23 protein-coding genes are annotated in these 21,048 nt (G+C 44.0%); 10 read left to right on the forward strand and 13 right to left on the reverse strand.

Annotated elements, in window-relative coordinates; all coding sequences use genetic code 11:
- Positions 1 to 72 precede the first annotated feature (72 nt).
- A complete protein-coding gene (locus L5M40_RS06955) occupies positions 73 to 1,374 on the forward strand; it encodes a peptidoglycan DD-metalloendopeptidase family protein (protein ID WP_263175939.1) in 1,302 nt (433 codons plus the stop codon).
- A gap of 372 nt (positions 1,375 to 1,746) precedes the next feature.
- Here the strand turns inward: L5M40_RS06955 and L5M40_RS06960 are convergent, their stop codons facing one another.
- The 4 genes from L5M40_RS06960 to L5M40_RS06975 form a co-directional block, all read right to left on the reverse strand.
- Entirely contained in the window at positions 1,747 to 2,202 is a 456-nt protein-coding gene (locus L5M40_RS06960; protein ID WP_173497885.1) for a hypothetical protein, read from the reverse strand.
- 90 nt (positions 2,203 to 2,292) lie between these two features.
- Positions 2,293 to 2,817, reverse strand: a complete 525-nt coding sequence (locus L5M40_RS06965; RefSeq protein ID WP_105252910.1) for a M48 family metallopeptidase — start codon at positions 2,815 to 2,817, stop codon at positions 2,293 to 2,295.
- Positions 2,818 to 2,865: 48 nt separating this feature from the next.
- On the reverse strand, positions 2,866 to 3,303 hold the full coding sequence (locus L5M40_RS06970; protein WP_028760422.1) for a DUF3010 family protein: 438 nt from the start codon (positions 3,301 to 3,303) through the stop codon (positions 2,866 to 2,868).
- A 203-nt stretch (positions 3,304 to 3,506) separates the two neighbouring features.
- Entirely contained in the window at positions 3,507 to 4,862 is a 1,356-nt protein-coding gene (locus L5M40_RS06975; RefSeq protein WP_173245574.1) for a DEAD/DEAH box helicase, read from the reverse strand.
- Positions 4,863 to 5,112: 250 nt separating this feature from the next.
- Here L5M40_RS06975 and rssA point away from each other — a divergent pair, with 250 nt between their 5' ends.
- Complete coding sequence (gene rssA, locus L5M40_RS06980; RefSeq protein WP_028760420.1) at positions 5,113 to 6,060, forward strand: patatin-like phospholipase RssA; 948 nt, start codon at positions 5,113 to 5,115, stop codon at positions 6,058 to 6,060.
- A gap of 134 nt (positions 6,061 to 6,194) precedes the next feature.
- Here the strand turns inward: rssA and L5M40_RS06985 are convergent, their stop codons facing one another.
- On the reverse strand, positions 6,195 to 7,205 hold the full coding sequence (locus L5M40_RS06985) for an NADP-dependent oxidoreductase (protein ID WP_263175938.1): 1,011 nt from the start codon (positions 7,203 to 7,205) through the stop codon (positions 6,195 to 6,197).
- 146 nt (positions 7,206 to 7,351) lie between these two features.
- On the opposite strand from L5M40_RS06985, the gene L5M40_RS06990 reads away from it, so the two are divergent.
- The 7 genes from L5M40_RS06990 (at position 7,352) to L5M40_RS07020 (ending at position 13,958) form a co-directional block, all read left to right on the forward strand.
- Positions 7,352 to 7,840 carry a MarR family winged helix-turn-helix transcriptional regulator gene (locus tag L5M40_RS06990; protein ID WP_212599903.1) on the forward strand — a complete coding sequence of 163 codons (489 nt, stop codon included), beginning with the start codon at positions 7,352 to 7,354 and terminating at the stop codon, positions 7,838 to 7,840.
- 119 nt (positions 7,841 to 7,959) lie between these two features.
- On the forward strand, positions 7,960 to 8,649 hold the full coding sequence (locus L5M40_RS06995) for a hypothetical protein (protein ID WP_173245565.1): 690 nt from the start codon (positions 7,960 to 7,962) through the stop codon (positions 8,647 to 8,649).
- A 261-nt stretch (positions 8,650 to 8,910) separates the two neighbouring features.
- Positions 8,911 to 11,028, forward strand: a complete 2,118-nt coding sequence (nrdD, locus tag L5M40_RS07000) for an anaerobic ribonucleoside-triphosphate reductase (protein ID WP_173245562.1) — start codon at positions 8,911 to 8,913, stop codon at positions 11,026 to 11,028.
- Positions 11,029 to 11,132: 104 nt separating this feature from the next.
- On the forward strand, positions 11,133 to 11,594 hold the full coding sequence (gene nrdG, locus L5M40_RS07005) for an anaerobic ribonucleoside-triphosphate reductase-activating protein (RefSeq protein ID WP_105252903.1): 462 nt from the start codon (positions 11,133 to 11,135) through the stop codon (positions 11,592 to 11,594).
- Positions 11,595 to 11,708: 114 nt separating this feature from the next.
- Complete coding sequence (locus L5M40_RS07010; RefSeq protein ID WP_028760414.1) at positions 11,709 to 12,065, forward strand: YibL family ribosome-associated protein; 357 nt, start codon at positions 11,709 to 11,711, stop codon at positions 12,063 to 12,065.
- A gap of 273 nt (positions 12,066 to 12,338) precedes the next feature.
- A complete protein-coding gene (ribA, locus tag L5M40_RS07015; protein ID WP_006087423.1) occupies positions 12,339 to 12,953 on the forward strand; it encodes a GTP cyclohydrolase II in 615 nt (204 codons plus the stop codon).
- A 57-nt stretch (positions 12,954 to 13,010) separates the two neighbouring features.
- On the forward strand, positions 13,011 to 13,958 hold the full coding sequence (locus tag L5M40_RS07020) for a hypothetical protein (protein WP_263175936.1): 948 nt from the start codon (positions 13,011 to 13,013) through the stop codon (positions 13,956 to 13,958).
- A gap of 52 nt (positions 13,959 to 14,010) precedes the next feature.
- On the opposite strand, the gene L5M40_RS07025 is transcribed toward L5M40_RS07020, so the two are convergent.
- From L5M40_RS07025 to L5M40_RS07045, 5 genes are all read right to left on the reverse strand, one after another.
- Positions 14,011 to 14,466 (reverse strand): FlxA-like family protein, encoded by a 456-nt coding sequence (locus L5M40_RS07025; RefSeq protein ID WP_263175935.1) that lies wholly within the window; start codon positions 14,464 to 14,466, stop codon positions 14,011 to 14,013.
- Between the two features lie 169 nt (positions 14,467 to 14,635).
- A complete protein-coding gene (locus tag L5M40_RS07030; protein ID WP_219252843.1) occupies positions 14,636 to 15,019 on the reverse strand; it encodes a VF530 family DNA-binding protein in 384 nt (127 codons plus the stop codon).
- 226 nt (positions 15,020 to 15,245) lie between these two features.
- On the reverse strand, positions 15,246 to 16,706 hold the full coding sequence (locus L5M40_RS07035) for a carbon starvation protein A (RefSeq protein WP_263175933.1): 1,461 nt from the start codon (positions 16,704 to 16,706) through the stop codon (positions 15,246 to 15,248).
- Between the two features lie 199 nt (positions 16,707 to 16,905).
- The gene (btsR, locus tag L5M40_RS07040; RefSeq protein WP_263175931.1) at positions 16,906 to 17,616 is read right to left on the reverse strand and encodes a two-component system response regulator BtsR; all 711 of its coding nucleotides are present in this window, start codon (positions 17,614 to 17,616) and stop codon (positions 16,906 to 16,908) included.
- The gene (locus L5M40_RS07045) at positions 17,613 to 19,310 is read right to left on the reverse strand and encodes a sensor histidine kinase (protein ID WP_263256450.1); all 1,698 of its coding nucleotides are present in this window, start codon (positions 19,308 to 19,310) and stop codon (positions 17,613 to 17,615) included. The genes btsR and L5M40_RS07045 overlap by 4 nt, the downstream gene beginning before the upstream one ends.
- A gap of 128 nt (positions 19,311 to 19,438) precedes the next feature.
- On the opposite strand from L5M40_RS07045, the gene L5M40_RS07050 reads away from it, so the two are divergent.
- Complete coding sequence (locus L5M40_RS07050; RefSeq protein ID WP_263175928.1) at positions 19,439 to 19,681, forward strand: YecH family metal-binding protein; 243 nt, start codon at positions 19,439 to 19,441, stop codon at positions 19,679 to 19,681.
- Here L5M40_RS07050 and L5M40_RS07055 read toward each other — a convergent pair.
- From L5M40_RS07055 to L5M40_RS07065, 3 genes are all read right to left on the reverse strand, one after another.
- A complete protein-coding gene (locus tag L5M40_RS07055; RefSeq protein ID WP_263175974.1) occupies positions 19,614 to 19,805 on the reverse strand; it encodes a hypothetical protein in 192 nt (63 codons plus the stop codon). The genes L5M40_RS07050 and L5M40_RS07055 overlap by 68 nt on opposite strands.
- A gap of 238 nt (positions 19,806 to 20,043) precedes the next feature.
- Positions 20,044 to 20,388 carry a replication protein RepA gene (locus tag L5M40_RS07060; RefSeq protein WP_105252895.1) on the reverse strand — a complete coding sequence of 115 codons (345 nt, stop codon included), beginning with the start codon at positions 20,386 to 20,388 and terminating at the stop codon, positions 20,044 to 20,046.
- A complete protein-coding gene (locus L5M40_RS07065) occupies positions 20,375 to 21,043 on the reverse strand; it encodes an AAA family ATPase (protein WP_028760405.1) in 669 nt (222 codons plus the stop codon). The genes L5M40_RS07060 and L5M40_RS07065 overlap by 14 nt, the downstream gene beginning before the upstream one ends.
- Positions 21,044 to 21,048: the final 5 nt, after the last annotated feature.

Below are 21,048 nucleotides of genomic sequence, written 5' to 3' on the forward strand. Positions count from 1 at the left end.
GGGAAAAATTCGGGCTTCCCTCAAAGGGACTGGTCAAAAATAGAACGCAAAGTTAACGAAAGGTGAAAAGCGTTGCAAACAGGCAAACCCAACTTTATCAACTTATCGCAAACCCGTTTGCAGAACTTATCATCGACCCAAAAGAACATTCTATTAATGGGTAGTTTGTTGATGGGTGCTGCTATGTTGATGCCGAATAATAACCATGTTACGCCAACTGCTCAGCGTATCCCTGTTGTTCTCGATATTGAAAATATTCTCCCTCAAGTTTCTGAACCTGAAGTCCTAGATCAAGCTGCACTCATTAATAATGCTCCCCAGTTTGAGCGAATTATCGTTTCCGGTGATACCTTAAGTGGGTTATTTTCCAAGGCGGGTGTTGATCAGCAGACTATGTATAAGGTTTTAGAAGCTGATTTAAACATTTTGGCACTTGATACCCTGTTACCTGGTAACAGAATGCAATTTTGGCTTGATAGTGAAGGCCAGTTACAAAAATTAGAACTTTATTTTAACGCTGCCCGCCAAGTGGTTTTTACGCGTTATGAAGACGGTAGTTTTAATGTTGAAGAAGTGAACGTTGAAGGTGTTTGGCAAAATCGAATTTTGACTGGCGATATTAAAGGTTCTTTCTACGTTTCAGCCCAAAAAATGGGCTTAGCCGCTGCAGATATTCAGCGAATTGAAGATTTACTCAAAGAAAAATTGAATTTTGCCCGTGATTTACGAGTTGGCGACAAATTCTCAGTTTTGGTAAATGATCAATATGTTGAAGGTGAACCGACGGGAAGTAGCCAAATTTTAGGCGTCAGTATTAAAAGTGGTCGTTCTGAAATTAGTGCATATCAATATTCTGATGGTAGTTATTATGATGCTAAAGGCCAGAGTTTAGTTCGGGCATTCCAACGTTATCCGTTAGCTAAACAACCGCGTATGAGTTCACGTTTTAACAGCCATCGCAAACACCCAATCACAGGGCGTATTTCTCCCCATAATGGAACAGATTTTTCCGTGCCAATCGGGACTAAAGTTATTGCACCTGGTGATGGAATTGTCAGTTTAGTGACGGACCATCAGTTTGCCGGTAAGTATATTGTGATTGAACATGGTGGTAAGTACCGTACCCGTTACCTACATTTGTCTAAGGCGTTAGTGCGTAAAGGTCAACGTGTAACTCGCGGTCAAGTGATTGCTTTATCTGGTAATACAGGTCGTTCGACTGGTCCACATTTGCATTATGAATTCCATATCAATGGTAAACCTGTTGATCCGTTGAAAGCCGATATTCCTATGTCGAGCAAGTTAGCAAATCAAGATTTACGCACATTCACTAATATGGTGAAGAGTCGTGAAGCTATAATGAACTTAGGTTAGCCAAACCTAAGCTAATAGAATTTATAGTATCAAAGTTTGAATAAACAATAGCACTGACTTTCTAGAAGAGTTTATCAATGCCGATGAAATGAAAATTTCATCGGCATTTTTGTTTCCACAATACTTATTATGGTAGACATTTTCCTGCTATCACGAGTACTGTTCGAGTTGTATAAAAGCTTAAAATTTGTTCGACTCGAAGTCGTGGCGATAAAACATAATGGGATAAAATAGATAGGATCTTCAGTTAGAAGTGTTATAGCGAGTCATTCAAAAGGTTGTGAAGAGGAAAATTGTGCGGCTGAAGAGCTTATAACGTTTTTTATTAAGGACTGAACAGAGAACCAAATATGCAGTGCTAAATCGTGCCTATCAGCTTGCGTGGCGCCTTTGCATTACTTTTAATGCGCACTTGCACAATTTACCTTTTAATGCGGGACAGCCACCACAGGGTGATTTTTTAAAGGGACGTAATGCAAAGCTGTGTTCCGTGGGTAAAGGAGAAAGTCGAGTAATAATAGTCGATGAAAATGTCGCATCATTTGCGGCAATAAAATTAGCTTTCGCGAGTTTTAATTGTTTTTTGAGTGTTGACTTATTGCTATGGGCAAATTCTTGCTGAGCAATATGCTTAGAGAGTAATTGGGTGAGGTGCTTTCGTTGAGCCTTTTTATTCGTCAAAGATTTATCAGTCAGGGTGTTCAGACGAGATAAGGATGGAATCACTTTTCCTGAACTTGAAACAGATTTCGCCTGTGTTTTGAGTAACTTTTTAGCTTGTTTTTTACACCATTTGCTCAAAAGTTTATCGATATTCTGTTTCGTCATTGTCATTACTGAGTTCTCCTGCGTGAGATACTTCAGCATTCTAAATGAAAACTATTATCAGTCAAGTTTTGGGTGAAAAATATACGAAGGTTAGGTGTCGACTTTATCTGTAGAATAAGGGGATATGTTAGCGTCGATGCAAGTCAATAATAAGCGCAAATCAAATTCAAACTGGTGATAATCCGGCTCCATGTGGGTACACAAATTATAGAAAGCTTTGTTGTGATCTTTTTCTTTTAAATGGGCTAATTCATGTACTACGACCATACGCAACAAAGGTTCTGGCACACGCTTTAAACGCGAAGAAATGCGAATTTCGTTCTTCGCTTTGATTTTATTGCCTTGAACTCGTGCTACGTAAGAATGCAAGCCAAGTGCATGATGGCTAATATTAATTTTGTCATCAAATATCACTTTTGAGAGCGGGGAGGACTGGCGTAAAAATTGATTTTTAATCGTCTGAGTATAGTCGTACAGCGCTTTATCGCTACGAACGCTATGTATGACAGGATGACGTTTCAGCAATAGCTTGGGTAATGTGCCAGCATCGAGATGTTGCTGTACCTGCTGTTGAATATCAAGGCTGTAACCGTTTAAGTACTTTAATGGATTCATAGAGGATTTAGCTCCGAATGACTTCGGAGCCTGAGTTCATCACATTACTTATACTTTGCCAAAAATTCGGCGATTTTGATGGGCATAAGCGGCTTCGAAAGCTAACTGCTGTACTTTTTTAAGATCTAAACTATCGAAATCAACTTGGGGTGGATTGCGCTTGTTTTGCTCTTTGATAGTGACAGGAGACAATAGACTGACAGGTAATTCCCCTAATTGAATGGCTGCTTCAAGTTTAAAGCTTGTCGCTGAACCCGCGAGTTTACCTTTTTGCTCACGTTCTATGATGACAACTTCATCAACGCGATAATCTTGCATAAGCTTATGAAAAGCGAAGTGAAACTCACGAATAGCTTCTGTGGTAGCAGATTGGGAAACGGTGAAAGACACCTTACGGCATTCTGGCACATTGAAGGTTTCACCTTCATAGCTCAATAAACTGATAATGGCTTCGCCACCTTTTAATTCAACACCACAAACTCTCATGTTACACCTTCAAAATATCGATAATAGCGCTATTGTAGCTGGAAATGACATGAGGATCAGTGTTTACCATGCGCTTTTGATTCGCTTGGCGACAGACTGATAATTTTAGTATGTCAATTTCCAGTATTAGATCATGCCTATGTGATTTGTATCAGAGATAATATCTGATGTTAAATCCACCGGCCTTTATGCATAAATTAGTTTTAAACTTCTTCAGTATCATTATCTTGTAGTAATTGTGCCGCAGCAGGTTTTCTACGCATAGGAGCATCGCCGACATCCACGCCCGTGATGAAACGCTTATCCCGCGACGGAGCTGGTGTGGTTGCTTTGGTTCTTTTGCTCTTACCTTTAGCAAGCTCCGCTTTAGCAACACGTTTTACTGGCGTTTGTTTAGCTTTGCTTTTTAGACCACTAAATTTAGCTTCTAGGCCTGGAATTGTGCTGATCTCAAAGGTTTTTCTGAGGAAGACTTGGACTTTCTTAAAGTTGTCCCAATCTTTTGGCCCGACGAGCGATATCGCATCACCTTTTGCGCCTGCACGACCAGTACGGCCGATACGATGCACGTATTCTTCGGCAAATTTAGGCATGTCGAAGTTAACGACCAAGGACACATTGAGCAAATCCAGGCCGCGAGAGGCGACATCGGTTGTCACTAGTACTTGTTGTTGGCCACGGGCAAATTGGTCCATGATTTGGTTTCGTGCGGCCTGCTTTAAATCACCGCTGAGTGCGGCGGTTGCAAAACCTTGCGTGGTTAATTTAGCGGCTAAGCGCTCAGTATCTGGACGCGTCGCGGTAAAAATAATCACTTGTTTATGGGTTTCATCTTTGAGCAAACGGGCTAATAACGCTTCTTTATGGTCTAAGTGGTCACATAAAAAGATACGTTGATGAATATCGTTATGCTCAGAGTGAGCTGCGCCAATCGCCACGTGCGCTGGATTTTTTAGTAATGTTGTTGCGATATCATTGATTTCATCGTGATCTAACGTGGCCGAAAACATCAGAGTTTGACGACGTTTATGATCGGCTGCATCGTTGATCGCTTTTAGCTGCGGTGCAAAGCCTAAATCCAACATGCGGTCGGCTTCATCGAGGACTAATAACTCTAAGCCATTGAGAAAAAGATGCTTCTGTTCTAAATGATCGGCGATACGGCCTGGAGTCGCGACAATGAAATGCGGTTCTTTCGCTAGAGCTTTGGCTTGGTCATTAAAGTTTTCCCCGCCCAGTACGCTGATGGCCTTGTATTGGGTGTTGGCGACAAGGAGGCGAAGCTGACTATAAACCTGATGCGCTAGTTCGCGGGTCGGTAATAAAATCAAGACTCTAGGATCACGTTTCGACAGTGAGCGGGTAGAAATGACTCTTTGCAATGCGGGTAACAAAAACGCTAAGGTTTTACCTGAGCCCGTTTTTGATGACGCCATTAAATCTTTACCTGCCAATGCGATAGGCAGTGCTTGTTCCTGGATGGCGGTGGGTTCTGTGATCCCCATATGTTTTATGCTTTGAAGCAGACGCTGGTCCAGAGAAAAATCGGTAAATTGCAAAGGTATATCCCCTAAATCTTAGTAAGGGCAGATTATAGCCTTAATCATCCTTGCTCAGCTATCCACATCGGTGATTATCTCTGCTTCATGCACGGATTGATGTAGAAAGAGTGCCATTTATGCTCTGTTGATTGTATTTATTTACATTGGTATTACAACCTCTTAATTGTGTCGTTTTTACCGATTGACAGTGGATATGGCAGGATTTTACGTTATCGTGTACTGCATTGAGTTACAGGAGAAATGATTTATGGCTAACGGAACAACCCCTTCGGTAGGTATTGCCTTGGGTAGTGGGGCGGCGAAAGGTTGGGCACATATAGGTGTATTGAATGGTTTAGCTGCCATGGGTATTAAGCCCGATAAAGTGGCTGGATGTTCGGTAGGGGCTTTAGTGGGGGCCGCTTACGCCCATGATCATTTACCCGAGTTAGAAAAATGGGTGCGCGGTTTTTCTAGTTGGGACGTGCTTGGCTTGATGGATATTCGATGGCGTAAGGGCGGGCTTATCGGCGGAGACAAAGTGTTCGATGTGCTGCATGCACGTATAGGAGATGTGAATATTGAAAATCTCAATCGTCCCTTTGCAGCCGTCGCGACTGACTTATACTCTGGTCAGGAAATTTGGTTTACTGAAGGGGATTTACGGCAAGCGGTACGGGCCTCTTGCTCCATGCCGGGGATTTTAGCCCCTGTCAGACAAGGAGATCGCTGGTTAGTCGATGGTGCTGTGGTGAATCCTGTTCCTGTTTCGGTCAGCCGTGCCATGGGCGTTGATGTAGTGATTGCAGTGGATTTATATGGCTATCATTCTGGGCGTATCCAAGTGTTACCCGTGAATATGACCAGCCAAAGGACTGTCCAAGCTGAAATGGATATGCCAGCGCGACAAGAAACGGGCTTTATGGATTTATTCGCCCGTGGCCGAGATTATGTCAGCAACCTAACCGATAAGTTTTCACTCGGCACTAAATCGAATCCGGGGATGATTGCTGTGATGTCGCAATCTATGGGTATTTTAGAGCAAAGACATAAGCGGGCGCGGTTGATGGGCGATCCACCAGATATTTGTATTGTGCCAGAGGTGGGAAATATCGGCACTATGGAGTTTCACCGTGCTGATGAGGCGATTGCCGCCGGCGAAGCTGCGGTGGAGAAAGTCGCCCACTTGATTGAAGCTGCGCTCTGGAAAGGCTGATGATGCAAAATGTAGAGTCAAAAGCTTTATATAGATAGCGTTTGATTGCCAGATAAACAAAAGTCGGTATCACTTTTGCGATACCGACTATTTGCTATCTCATATTGAGATGTTTATACCGCTTTGTTGGTGACTTAGGCTAGTTTGACCAACATTTTACCGCGATTCTTACCTTCAAATAGACCGATAAAAGCATCAGGTGCTTGTTCAAGCCCTTGATAAATTGTTTGTTCTGCTTTTACTTTGCCTTCCGCTAACCATTGAGCCATTTTTGCGGTGAACTCAGGATAATGCGCCCAATGTTCGGATACGATAAAACCTTCTAACTTGAGTTTTCGCATTACAATTAGGGCTAAGTTGTCAGGGCCAGGTGTTGGAGTTGTGTTGTTATATTGCGAAATCATACCGCAAACAGCGATACGTCCATGATCTTTCATATTGCTCAGCGCTGCGGCTAAATGCTCGCCACCGACGTTCTCAAAATACACGTCAACCCCTTCTGGCGCAGCTTTTGTCAACGCTTGGGTAAGATTGCCACAAGTCTTGTAATTGATGACCGCATCAACACCATAACTTTTTAATAATTCAGCTTTTTCATCTGAACCGACAGAGGCTATAACACGGGCACCTATTAGTTTACCAATTTGGCAAGCCACACTACCTACTGCGCCAGAGGCGGCGGAAACAAACAATGTCTCACCCGCTTTTAAATCTGTAATGCGAGCCAGTCCTGTCCAAGCTGTCATGCCTGGCATGCCGAGTACGCCGAGGAAATGTGAACTATCAAGCGTAGTTAGTGGTAAAGCTGTTAGTCCTGCGGTATCTGTGACTGCGTGTTCACGCCAACCTAGCATGCTGCTGACTTTAGTACCAACCGGGAACTCGGTGTTTTTTGACGCGATAACTTCACCAATCGCACCGCCTTCTAAGACTTGATTTAAGGCGAAGGGCGGAACATAACTCTTGCGATCAACCATGCGCCCGCGCATGTAAGGGTCAACCGACATCCATAGATTTTTAATCAGCACTTGTCCATCAGCGAGTGGTGCTAACGCTTTATTTACTAAAGTAAAGTTCTGTGCTGTAGGCATGCCTTCTGGGCGACTAGCTAGATGGATCTCACGGGTTTCAGTCATACTCTTCATAAAAACTCACCTTTTGTTTGTGCGCAAACTAATGATGTTAACTCTACGTGGCTTTAAGATTGAATGCAAATAGTTTGCGCGCAAACTAGATGGGGTGGGACAGATCGGATAAGATAGCGTTATGTTTAAATGACAGGCGCTTAAACGTGCAGAATTGCTTACCTCAACATGAGCTAGACGCTACAAAACAGACTCATAGCCAAGCTTCTAGCGATCCACTCTGTTTATCCGATAATGTTTGTTTCGCGTTATATTCTGCGAGCAATGCATTAGTGCGTGCTTATCGGCCTCTACTCGAGGCATACGAGTTAACTTTCCCTCAATATTTAGTGATGCAAACCCTGTGGCGTCAAAACGGCTGTAGCCAAACCCAGCTATCAATGGCGACTAAACTCGATATGGGAACCTTAACGCCCATCGTCAAGCGGTTAGAGTTGAAGGGGTTGATTACGCGATTAGCCTGCGTTGAAGATGAGCGGAAAAAGCTGATCACTCTGACAAGTCAAGGAGAGGGTATCAGGCACGAAGCTCTTGCCTTGAAGCAAACCTTGCTTGATAAAGTGCAGATGGACGCTGAGGCACTCGATTTACTAAGGCGGCAATGTCTTGCCTTGATCGAAGATATACAGTCCTAGATATAAGTTGGTTTATGCATAGTGATGCTATTAACTCAGGGGTTGCACTGATTAATACTTGATTGGCTTAGTTTTTGCTTTAAAACCGTTATTGAGTCTTAGACGCCGAATTTTTGACGATGAATTCTATTTTAAATGCCTTTAATCTTAATCGCAGCAGTGCCAGTATCGCCGATGCCTATGGTGCCAATAGCCAAAAGACGAGCACGGCTAAAACCGATACTACGACAGAAACAAATAAAACGCAGACGGATGCTACCAAACCCGATAAAGGTAAAACCGATGAGATAGCGCTGTCGCCACGGGCGCAACGCGCACAGAAAATTCAATCGATGGCGAAGGATTTTTTTGCCGATGGTCAATTTGGCGTCGCCGATATTCCCGCATTGGTGTCGCGCTTACAAAAAGATGGCATTTTATCGGATGTGCAACTCGAGCGTTTATCGAAAAACGGTATTACAGTGCCGAGCACAACAACGCCGACTAAACAATCGTTGCAAGATTTTTTAGATGATGAAATCAAGTCATTAGCTAAAAAATCACCTAATAATCCTCTTATCAATACCTTAGTTGATGCTAAAAACGTCTTAACCAATATGGATGATGCTCAGTCGCCGGTGCTAGCCCAGAAGGCCACGAAAGTCCTTAGCCAATTGACGGATTATTTGAATTCTGAACCTCCGCTTACGGATGCTCAAAAGCAGCAGTGGCAGGGGCTAAAATCTATGATGCAACTTGCTTCATCTATGGGGGCACATCAATCTGCATCGGGCCAACTCAGTAGTTATCTTGCGCTTGCTAAACGTTAATTCACATCCATAGTGCGTGATAAACACAAATTGTCACGCATTCAACTAGCTGGGTTTAATCAGCAGGTCAAGGCGCAATTTTCAGATAATTGGGCCTAGCTGCAGTTCTTGTTTGTTCTTTTATTTCATCCTAAAAACTATGATCTGGATCATGGACTCCTTACCGTCATTGTAGCCTAATGCTCTACATATTGTGTTTTATGCTTTTAAAATCACTAGATGTAGTGTTAATTTTTAGGCGAGATGGAGAGGAACTGAACAATGCCAGTCGTAATTAAGCGTGATGGTTGCCGCACACCTTTTGATGAAACAAGGATAAGGGATGCAGTGAATGCCGCTGCAAACTCAGTTGGAATAGAGGATGGCGACTATGCAGCGACAGTGGCAGCGTGTATCAGTCAGAGCGTCGCGCCATTAGCTGAAGTCGATATCCACCATCTACAAGATGCAGTTGAGAATTTACTGATGGAAGGGCCGTACAAGTCCCTGGCGCGGGTGTATATCGAATACCGTCACGACAGAGATGTGTGCCGTGAAGCGACCAGTAAACTCAACCTCGAAATCCGTGGTTTAGTTGAGCAAAGCAATGCGGCTTTACTCAATGAAAATGCTAATAAAGATTCAAAAGTCATTCCTACTCAGCGGGATTTACTCGCGGGCATAGTCGCCAAACATTACGCCAAGAGTCATATTTTGCCAAAGGATGTAGTCGCTGCCCATGAAGCGGGCGAGATCCATTACCACGACCTAGATTACTCTCCGTTTTTCCCGATGTTTAACTGCATGTTGATTGATTTAGCTGGCATGTTGACCCACGGCTTTAAAATGGGTAATGCCGAAATTGAAACCCCTAAGTCTATTTCAACAGCGACAGCAGTGACCGCGCAGATCATTGCCCAAGTGGCGAGCCATATCTATGGCGGCACAACTATCAACCGTATCGATGAAGTGTTAGCGCCATTTGTCGCTAAGAGCTACGACAAGCACTACCAAATTGCCCTGAATTGGAAGATCACCGATGCCAAAGCCTTTGCTACGGCACAAACTGAAAAAGAATGTCACGATGCATTCCAGTCTTTGGAATATGAGGTCAATACCTTACACACTGCCAATGGCCAAACACCGTTCGTGACCTTTGGGTTTGGTTTAGGTACGTCGTGGGAATCACGCTTAATTCAGCAATCTATGCTCAAAGTGCGGATGGCGGGATTGGGGAAAAATCGCAAGACTGCAGTATTCCCTAAGCTAGTGTTTGCGATTCGCGATGGTATTAATCATAAAGCGGGCGATTGCAATTACGATGTAAAACAGATGGCGCTCAAATGCGCAACAATGCGCATGTATCCCGACATCCTCAACTACGAGCAAGTCGAGAAAGTGACCGGTTCATTTAAAACCCCAATGGGCTGCCGTAGCTTTTTAGGCACCTATGAAGAAAATGGCGAGCTTGTGCATGAAGGGCGCAATAATTTGGGAGTGGTCAGTTTAAACCTGCCGCGGATTGCCTTAGAAGCCAATGGCGATGAGACTGAGTTTTATCGCATTTTAGATGACAGATTAGTATTAGCCCGTAAAGCGCTGGATACCCGTATTGAGCGACTGAACGGTGTTAAAGCTCGCGTGGCACCTATCCTCTATATGGAAGGCGCCTGTGGTGTACGTTTACGGGCTGATGATGATGTGGCGCAAATCTTTAAAAATGGCCGCGCGTCGATTTCACTCGGTTACATTGGCTTGCATGAAACCATGAATGCACTCTATGGCACCCAAACTCATGTCTTTGATGATGCACAATTAAGGGAAAAAGCCGTTGCTATTGTAGCTTATCTTAAAGCGGCTACCGATGCGTGGAAGGCCGAAACAGGTTATGGCTTTAGTCTGTATAGCACGCCAAGTGAGAGTCTTTGCAGCCGTTTTTGTAAACTGGATGCGAAGCAATTTGGCCTAGTCACAGGTGTGACGGACAAGGGCTATTACACTAATAGTTTCCACCTTGATGTGGAAAAAAGCGTAAATCCTTACGATAAAATTGATTTTGAACAGCCATATCCCGCTATCGCGAACGGCGGCTTTATTTGTTATGGCGAATATCCCAATATGCAGCATAACCTCGAAGCGCTGGAAAACGTCTGGGATTATAGCTACAGCCGCGTGCCTTACTATGGCACTAACACGCCAATTGATGAATGCTACGACTGTGGCTTTACCGGTGAATTTAGTTGTACCAGTAAAGGGTTCACTTGCCCTAAGTGTGGCAATCATGAGCCTAGTCGGGTTTCTGTGACGCGCCGTGTGTGCGGTTACTTAGGCAGTCCTGATGCGCGGCCCTTTAATTATGGCAAGCAAGAAGAAGTAAAACGCAGGATCAAACACTTGTAACACTATTACCTTATTCTGCCTGTTAGACTTATTCCGTGGCATCAAATAGTGCCACGTGATGAGTGTCAGTGTTAAAAGATGAAATGCACTATGAGTGACCATCAATGAATTACCATCAATATTTCCCTATCGATGTGGTCAATGGCCCAGGTACCCGTGCGACCTTGTTTGTCTCTGGCTGTGAGCACCAGTGCCGCGGTTGTTACAACCAAAGCACGTGGGATCCCCGTTCTGGGCATGTGTTTGATAGGACGATGGAAGATAGGATTATTGCCGATCTCAATGATCAGCGGATTGTGCGCCGTGGTTTATCGCTTTCGGGCGGAGATCCTTTATTGCCTGTCAATCTCAGTGCCATTTTGACGCTCGTCAAACGAGTCAAGGCTGAGTGTAAGGGGAAGGATATTTGGCTGTGGACAGGTTATGTGCTCGATGAGTTGAGTGATGAACAGCGCGCCGTGTTGGCCTATATTGATGTGCTGGTGGACGGAAAATTTGAACAAAGTCTTGCCGATCCGAGTCTTGTCTTTCGCGGTAGCAGCAATCAGATCATTCGTTTGTTATAAAAGCGGTAACGAGGATCTGTAACTTGCTGCTATAATCTCAGGCCTTGACACAGACGCTAGCATAATCAGGCTAAGATTTTACTGTGGCTAACTTAGGTAATTTAAGGTAACAGAATGAATTTAAAGCAAGAACTGCAGCAGCTTAACGATAAATTAGATAAATTTCGTCGTAAACTTGCTGCGGCTGAACAAAGAGGCGATGACGTCATTATTGCCCAGTTCAAACGCGAAATCGCTGCGGTCACTAAGCAAATCGGCAGTGTGAAAGGGCAACAAACCCGCTTATTGAATAAGCAAGGGTCAGATATCAAAGGTTTGCCTTTCCATCGTGCTTTGACAAAAGCGGAACAAGCGGACATGGGCAAACTGAAAAAGTCTGTCAAAGGGCTTGTGGTAATCCACCCTATGACGGCTATCGGCCGTGAAATGGGGCTAACGGAAGTTACTGGATACGCTCCCGCAAAATTTTAATGTGGGATTGGATGTCACTGGCACGGGATCGAGTGTCGATCGCGTGTTTGTGCTCCTTGTATTTAATGCACTGCTTCGTTTTAATCCATTCCTTCGTGCTGCCCATCGAAAAGACATTCATGTTTGGTTTAGTTGATTAAAACACTAAAGTATTTCTGGATTGTTCGAAAACACTTTAGAATAGTGCGCTTAGTTGGCTAAGTGCCTAATCCTCGTTTTGTTTCTAGGGATCTTATTCGTCTCATGGAATGAGAGTTGTCGTTAAGGTTAAGTATGTCGATAAAATATGTCGCGACGTCAAAGTTACCCACTCCTTGGGGCGTGTTTGCCATGCATGGTTTTGAAGATACCGAATCAGGTAAAGAGCATGTTGCGCTCACATTCGGTACGCTCAGTGCGGATGAACCTGTGTTGGGCCGTATTCATTCCGAGTGTTTAACCGGCGATGCTTTATTTAGCTTGCGTTGTGACTGTGGTTTTCAGTTACAAGCTGCCATGCAAAATATTGCGGAAACGGGCAGTGGCTTTATCCTCTATTTACGCCAAGAAGGCCGTGGCATTGGTTTGCTTAATAAAATTCGCGCCTATGAGCTGCAAGATAAAGGCGCCAACACGGTTGAAGCCAACGAGCAACTCGGTTTCGAAGCGGATATGCGTAAATACGACATGATCAAGCCTATGCTGGAACAGATAGGGGTGAAGCATGTGCGTTTGATGACCAATAATCCGCGTAAAGTGAAAGCGATGAAGGAGTTTGGCATCGAAGTGGTTGAGCGCGTACCACTGCAAGTTGGTAAAAATCGTTATAACGAAGCGTACTTAAAAACTAAATCCACTGAGCTTGGACACATGATGTCTGAATATCATTTTATGGATGAAAATAAGTAGTTTTGTCATCATGATGAGTCGACCGATTGAGTTAAAAATGAGGAAGGTTTAAGTCAATTGAGCCATTGTTTCAGTCGGTTGCTATTAAGCTTGTCGCTAATGTGCTTGGCATTACTGAGCGTTATTTCTACCACCTTTGCCGATAGTATTTCCGCTACAAATACATTCATATCTGCATCTCAAGCGGATGATTCCGGCTTTTCTATCAATCATGCATCTAATAGTAATGCTAATGGTAGTAATCCGATAGAAACTAGCACTAATCCAAATTCTGTTTACGCCTTTGGTAGTTATCTTGGCACTGGCGTTTACCGCGCTGCAAACCAAAATGCCACCGTCGTTAGTATTCCGTTAACTTTTGATTTGAAGAAAGATAGCGGTAGCCAAACTTGGTTACGGTTACCTATCTCCTTTGGCTTTTTTGATTATTTAGCCAAAGATATCACTGAAGGCGAGTTACCGTCGTCGATAGGCACTATGACAGTTACCCCAGGTTTTGAGCATCATTGGCAGGCGAGCGAAAATACTCGAATGGAAGGGTATTTAGATATCGGTTTTGGCACTAACTTCGATAAAAACGATAACGTTGCTATTATCGCCTCAGGGATCAGTAGCTTGTATGACTTTACCTTAGCAGGGCAGGATGCTGTGTGGGTATCGAGATTACGCTTTGCTGGGTACAGTGAGCACTATGGTAAGTTTTCGGATCAATTTGCAGTACTACAAACAGGTGTTGATTTAGGGTTAGCACCACGCTGGCAATGGTGGGATCTGCAGGTGCAACCAAGGATCTTTGTCGTGGGTTATTGGTATTTCAATGAACTCAGATTTATCAGCGAGATAGAGCAAGATACTATTGTTTCTGGCAGCTATGAGGCAGGCTTCTCCCTTGCCTTTTCTAAGCCGTTAGGCGGTGAATTATTGAGTGTTGATCGCATCGGATTTAGTTATCGTCGTGGCGATGGGCTCAATGTTTGGCGTTTAATGTTTAGCTTTCCTATCTAGGTTATCATCCATTACGGGCTGTATTACAAAGACTATTGGTAAGTTATCTTGTCTAAGCTGACTTTTGCGCGTCGCGCATCTTCTTATCAGTCAAGGTTGCTATTTGACTACTTAGCTGCATTATCTGTTCTTGGATTAACTTACGTTGTTGCTCCGCAACCTCAGAGTCATCTCCTTTAAGTTTGGCCAGCATTTTTTGTAGTGCTTTGATCTGCTCTTTTATTTTCTGGATCTGTTGGTCGATTAACGTCATGGGCTCTTCTGACGCATCATTTTCTATTCCATCTTTTTTGGCTGCAGCATTGTCTCTTAAAGGGGCACCTACATCTGCGGACAATGCGGCGCGGCCGGCTGAAGAAATGGAGACTGTGTCTTGAGTATCCTGCGCATCTGCTGTCGATTCATTAGTCGCCGTTTTTGTTGTGGCAGGAGTTGCTGCGATATATGCGCCCGATACCGGAGTGAAAGTTGAGCCGATTGTGGCACTGTTTATTCCATTAATGCTCATTCCATACTCCATTAGATGCAAACTGTGTTGATACTCAAATCGCTATCGGCCATTAATTGGAAAACTGAAGCTAATTTTTGGCTTATTTGGCAAAAAGCGCGATATTGCTGATGACAATACAGCCCTCAAGTGAGGACTGTTCACGTTTTATGGCTGCAGAGGGCGAAGATTAACTGTTACCCCAAATATGACTATTTACTTTGTCATCTGTGCTAGGTTTATCGCTTTTAACAGACTTGTCAGGGGGAGTTTGATTGGTTTTCTTCGTCGCAATTTTTGCCGCAGGCTTCTTAGCCGCTTGACTAGAGTCTGCTTTGGGTGGCGGCAAGGGTAATTTATTGGCTCTTAAATAAAGATATTCGACTTTATCCCGCGCCCACTCTGTTTTTCTCAAAAAACGTAAACTGGATTTGATGCTGGGATCGTGGGTAAAACAGCGGATATTAATTCTTTCACCTAATTCTTCCCAGCCGTATTTCTCGACTAAATAAGTGATGATCGTTTCCAGTTTAATGCCGTGGAGCGGGTTATTCGATTGATTCATATTATGCATGTTGCAGTGTGCTATGGCGGGAGTATAGCAGTTTTGTATGCCTGATACAGTGTGGAATGGTATCGAGTCAAGCTTGAATACCTTGCTAGCTTAAACCTGTGATAGCTGTTATTGGTGGAGCAGTATGATCAAAACAGGCGCAATAAAGCGCCTGTTTTAGGTTGGTCATTTGAATTGTTTGACTAGTCTTTGACTAGTCTTTGACTAGTCTTTGACTAGTCTTTGACTAGTCTTTGACTGTCTCTTTAAGCTCAGTTTCAACCAGTAAATCAATTTCGCCTTTACCTTTGGTTTTCACAATCAAGAGTGCTGTAATCACTAAGGTTGTGACTATGCCCGCTATGGTTGATACCGTCATAGGTAAACCTGCGCCTAAGGTTGACGAGTTCAGTAGGAAGGTGATAACCACAGTGGTCATAAACATCGCTGGAATAGTCGCAATCCAATGCAGTTTATTATGTCGTAGCAGGTAAGCCGAAGCCGTCCACAGCATTAATACTGCAGTGGCTTGGTTTGCTACACCGAAGTAGCGCCAAATCACACCAAAGTCCACTTGGGTCAATATGCCGCCGATAACAAATAGTGGGAGAGCTAACACTAAGCGCTTTGGTAGTGAGATTTGTGGCATATTGAAAAATTCAGCCAGAATCAAACGTGCAGAGCGGAAAGCCGTATCGCCTGAGGTAATCGGCAGAATAATCACCCCTAGGATAGCCATAAAGCCACCGATAGCGCCTAACAGACCAGTAGAGGCCTCATAGACTACGTTGGCAGGATTACCTGACATACCCGCACTTAACCCTTCTACTCCGCCAAAGTAAGACAACGCGATGGCACACCAAAGCAATGCGATTATGCCTTCGCCAATCATGGCGCCAAAGAAGACGAAGCGACCATTAGTCTCGTTTTCAACGCAGCGGGCCATTAACGGTGATTGAGTAGCATGGAAACCCGATACTGCGCCACAGGCAATAGTGATGAATAGGGCAGGCCAAAGTGGCATGTCGTTCGGATTTAAGTTTTGGAAGAAATCGCCCGCTTGTACGTTAGGCAGTAAGGTATGCTCGCTTGATAGCATAATTGCGAAAGCTAAACCAAACGACATGAAGAACAATAAAGCGCCAAAGAAGGGGTACAGACGACCGATAATTTTATCGACAGGTACCACAGTTGCAATCAGGTAATAGACGAAGATTATACCAACGAAGATACTGACATCCCAACCAGTAAGCTTGCCAAGTAAGCCAGCAGGCGCAGAGATAAAGACCACACCGACAAGCAGTAACAGCACAATAGCAAACACGTTCATGAAGTGTTTGGCACTCTTTCCTAAATACTTACCCGCAAGGTTTGGCACGGATTGACCGCCATTGCGTACTGACAACATTCCGGAGAAGTAGTCATGTACTGCACCTGCAAAGATACAGCCAACCACAATCCACAACATGGCTGCAGGACCATAGAGTGCACCTAAGATAGGACCAAAGATTGGGCCTACGCCTGCAATGTTTAATAATTGAATTAGATAGACTTTGCCTTTAGACATAGGCACAAAGTCGACGCCATCAGTTTGACTGAAAGCGGGTGTTTGACGATTAGCGTTAATGCCGAAGACTTTCTCGACAAAGGCGCCGTAGATAAAGTAGCCGCCGATCAGTAGACCGACACAGAGTAGGAACCACATCATTTTTGTTATCTCCCCATTTGAGTTCTGGCGAGTGTAAACAAGTTGTTGATATAAAACTTTGTAATCTCAATGAGTGGTCGAAAATGCAGTGTGAGCGGCAATAGGCGAGCTTAAGTGGTTACCATTATATGTTAACGGTGAGTGTTGTTGGCCATCTTATGGCTAAAAATACGTCGCTAAGATGACTTTTGGATTGTGTTTATTGAAAGCCAAATAGCTGTTTAAGGCTTTTAAGATAGCGGCGTGATACGGGTACTTTATCGCCTAAAAGAGTGGTGACTTCAGCCCCTGTATCTAACAGCTCAATTTCAGCAATCGCCTTAGGTGAAATCAAATACTGCCGATGGCAGCGCACCAGTGGGGTTTTTTCTTCGAACACTTTCAAGGTCAACTGGGTATGGACTTTGCCTTTCGTGCTGGCCACATGGATGCCGCTTAAGTCACTGAACACATATTCCACATCTTGGATTGCAATGACTTTGAGTTTATTGCCGCTGTAGCAGGGAATATGTTCAAGACTCTTTGGGGTAATGGAGTCCATAGCCTGAGGCGTTAGATTTTTACGTACGCGAGTGAGGGTTTTACTGAGTCTGTCGGCATCTATGGGTTTGAGTAAATAATCGAAGGCATGATTGTCGAAGGCTTTGACGGCAAACTCGTCGTAGGCGGTGACAAACACGATTTTCGGCATGTCATCGGGGTCGAGCATTGCAATAAGTTCCATGCCCGAAATGCGTGGCATTTGGATATCAAGAAAGATTAACTGAGGTTTTTCTTTGGTTATGCTCTGTAATGCCTCAATAGCATTGGCGCATTGACCGACGATTTGGATGTCGTGTTCTTGCCCCAAAAGGTCAGCTAATTCTTCACGAGCAAACAGCTCATCATCGACAATTAAACAAGTGATCACGTGCGGGTATCCATATTTGATGTTTCAGGGCTTTCTATGGGCAATCTTATGGTGACACGAGTCAATTGATCGGGCTCGCACTCCACTGTCACGCCGTATTGTTCGCCAAAAATATTTTGAATTCGCTTATGCACTAAGTTCATCCCTAGGCCTTCTGAGCCCTCAATGGGCTGATACAACCCGGCATTGTCTGTGACTTCTAGCTCCAGCACATCATTTTCGAGCTTGCCAGTCACTTTAATCTGCCCTTGCTCAATCATGTGCGAAGTGCCGTGCTTTACGGCATTCTCAATAATTGGCTGCAGGGTAAAGGCGGGAACTTTACAGTGGTAGAGTGATTCAGGTATCGCGATACTGACTTGTAATTTATCAATAAAACGCGCTTTTTCAATGGTGAGATAGGACGCTATGTGATCTAGCTCATCCCCAAGTGTCACTAAGCCTGTCGTTCGCTTTAAATTGATCCGTAAAAATTGCGATAACTGCTGCAGTAGCTGCTTAGACATATCAGGATCACGTTTGATAATCGCGCTAATGGTATTCAGTGCATTAAATAAAAAGTGCGGATTGACCTGAGCCTGCAGCAATTTAAGTTCGGCTTGAGTCAGTAGATTTTGCTGTTGCTCAAAACGCCCATAAAGAATTTGGTTCGATAACAGGCGGGCAATACCTTCACCTAAAGTACGGTTGATATTCAAAAAAAGTTTATTCTTAGGCTCATAGAGTTTAATCGTGCCAATGACTTCGGTATCACTGCGCAGCGGGATCACTAGACTTGACCCTAGACGGCAATGAGAAGAAATAGAGCATGCATAGGGCATTTCAACGCCATCGGCGAACATGACCTTATTTTGATTGATGGCTTCTAAGGTGATTTTGGACGAAATCGGTGTACCAGGGAGATGGTGATCGGCGCCTATGCCAATAAAGGCTAACAGTTTTTCCCTGTCCGTGATGGCCACTGCACCCACATTGGTTTCTTCGATGACGATTTGGGCGACGTGACTACTACTTTCTTCGTTAAATCCTTTGGATAGTAATCCGACACTGCGTTCGGCAATTTTTAATGCTTTAGTCGAAAAGCTCGATGAGAGTTTATCAAACATGGTTTTTTGGTCACGGATCATGCTCATAAAGAGTGCCGCTCCCACGGAATTGACTAATAACATGGGCGGCGCGATTTGACGTACTAATTCCCATGCATCATCGAAGGGGCGTGCAACCAAAAGTATGATGCTCATTTGCATCATTTCAGCATAAAAAGTCACTAGGCAAACGAGTAATGGATTGTAGATGAGCTCACTTTTATCTGCGCGTCTTAAGTAGAAGCTTATCATCCCTGCAGATAAGCCTTCTAAGGTGGTGGAGATGGCGCAGGCTATATCAGTAAAGCCGCCCATACTGTAGCGGTGTAGCCCACCAGTCAGCCCCACCAGAAAACCAGTAACCGGTCCTCCTAATAATCCGCCTAAAACGGCGCCCATAGCACGAGTGTTGGCAATCGCTCCCGAGGTTTGTTCACCAAAATAAGTGGCCATGATGCAGAAACTCGAAAAAATCAGATACATAAAAATCTTATGTGGCAGACGAGGAGACGTTTCGGCAAACAGTTTAAACAGTGGTGTTTTACTGACTAAGTAAACGATCACTAAGTACAGCGACATCTGTTGGGTCAGTAATAGGATCAAAGACATAATGGCTCACATTATCGTCACAGATGTCGGCGCAGTCGTCCCCATTTGAAAGTTTGTGCGCGAGATCAGGGTTCGAATTTAACCGTTAGGATATAAAGAACAATAATATTGCATCTTTAGGAGGACATATGTCCAATTCTGTTCACGGTCATGATGTTATGGCGCTGATGGTAGCTCAAGGGGCCGCTATTATAAAGCCTGAATTAATTTCCATGATGGAGCAAAAGTTTGGCTCGGCGGCTCGATACCATACTTGTAGTGCAACTGATTTGAGTGCCGAAGCATTAATTGAGTTACTCATAGCTAAAGGTAAGTTTTACGAAACGTCCCAAGGTATTCAACTTGTAGCTGGGCGAAATTGTGAGCATTAATACCCATCGTATTAACTATCTGTTCATTCAGCGGGAATTTAACTAGCTTTAGACAAGGCGAAGGCTTGAAGGCATAGCGGTGCTCTGTCAAAAGCCTTAAACGCAGTATAAAGCGCGATGCCATTAACATCAGCCGCCTTCGGGAGCCACACAGGCATCCCACTCCGGTGTTGCATTACTTAAAAGGGAATGACCATTTCTGCATCAATGCGCCTTGGATTGAGATGCCAGTGAGGCTCTGAACTGACTAACTATTTAATGTGATTGGTATAATACACAGTGCCATAGCGTACTCATTTTATTTTGTTGTATTTTATTGATTAGTTTTTAGCCGCTTAGACGTGTAATCGTTTTGTTGAATCTCAGGTCTCATCGTGGCGCTTATTTGCAATTTGCTCCTGCTGTGCGGGAGTGAGTTGGGTAAACTCATTGATCAAAATACGCAGTAATCGAGATTTTGCAATATTGGTGGATTTCGATAGGGCGTCAAGCTGGGAAATGCTGTTTTCAGTGAGGGTAAAGGTCGCGTGGCGATAAATCTTAGTCGATTTTTTATCTAAGCCCTTAACTATGGTGTGTGTGGTGGGCGCAGCTAATAAACTCGCCTTACCTAAAGCGTAGTTATTGGCATCTTCAATGAAATCATCGACAGAAACCGGCTTGATGATTTGCTTAGGTTTCTTACGTTTAAGATCAGTTAAGCTCATAGCTATTTTCTGGTGGCATTGCGAATAACTCATCCGCTATGGCGCGGATCTCATCGGCTGCTTTCCCATCGGGTTCTATTTCGACGACTGAAGAGCCTCTTTCTTCACTGTCATCATAAATATTTCGGCAAAATGTAACTGAATTTAGCACTCTTAGTCCAAAGGATTGCACCACATCTTTGGCTTCTAAAATGCGTTTAAACTGTGTAGGAAGCGCTGGACATTGGGTTAGCACTATAGTCGCGATCATTTTAGGATTCACCATCTTACACGTACTTAGCATGTCTTCCATGTGGGGTAATGTTTTGAGATCGCGTCTTTTGGGTCTGAGGGGGATCACAACATAAGTCGCTACCGACATAGCTGCGCGCATGGCTAAGTTATCTTGGCCACCACAATCTACAATTACGTAGTCAAAACGCTCATTGAGGCTGAGTAAATCATTACGAATCTTGCCGTAAAGTTGGATGCAATTAATACTTGGGAGGCTTGGATCATTATTTCTTGCTTGGATCCAATCTGAAGTCGTGCGTTGGGGATCACAATCGACCATGAGGACGTTTGCCTGAAATTTTTGCTTAATATAAACGGCAAGATTTTGAGCGAGACAACTTTTTCCGCTACCACCTTTTTCACCACCTACCAGCAAGATCATACTGA

It is taken from the genome of Shewanella sp. SM68, assembly GCF_025653925.1.
Lineage (GTDB): Bacteria > Pseudomonadota > Gammaproteobacteria > Enterobacterales > Shewanellaceae > Shewanella > Shewanella oncorhynchi.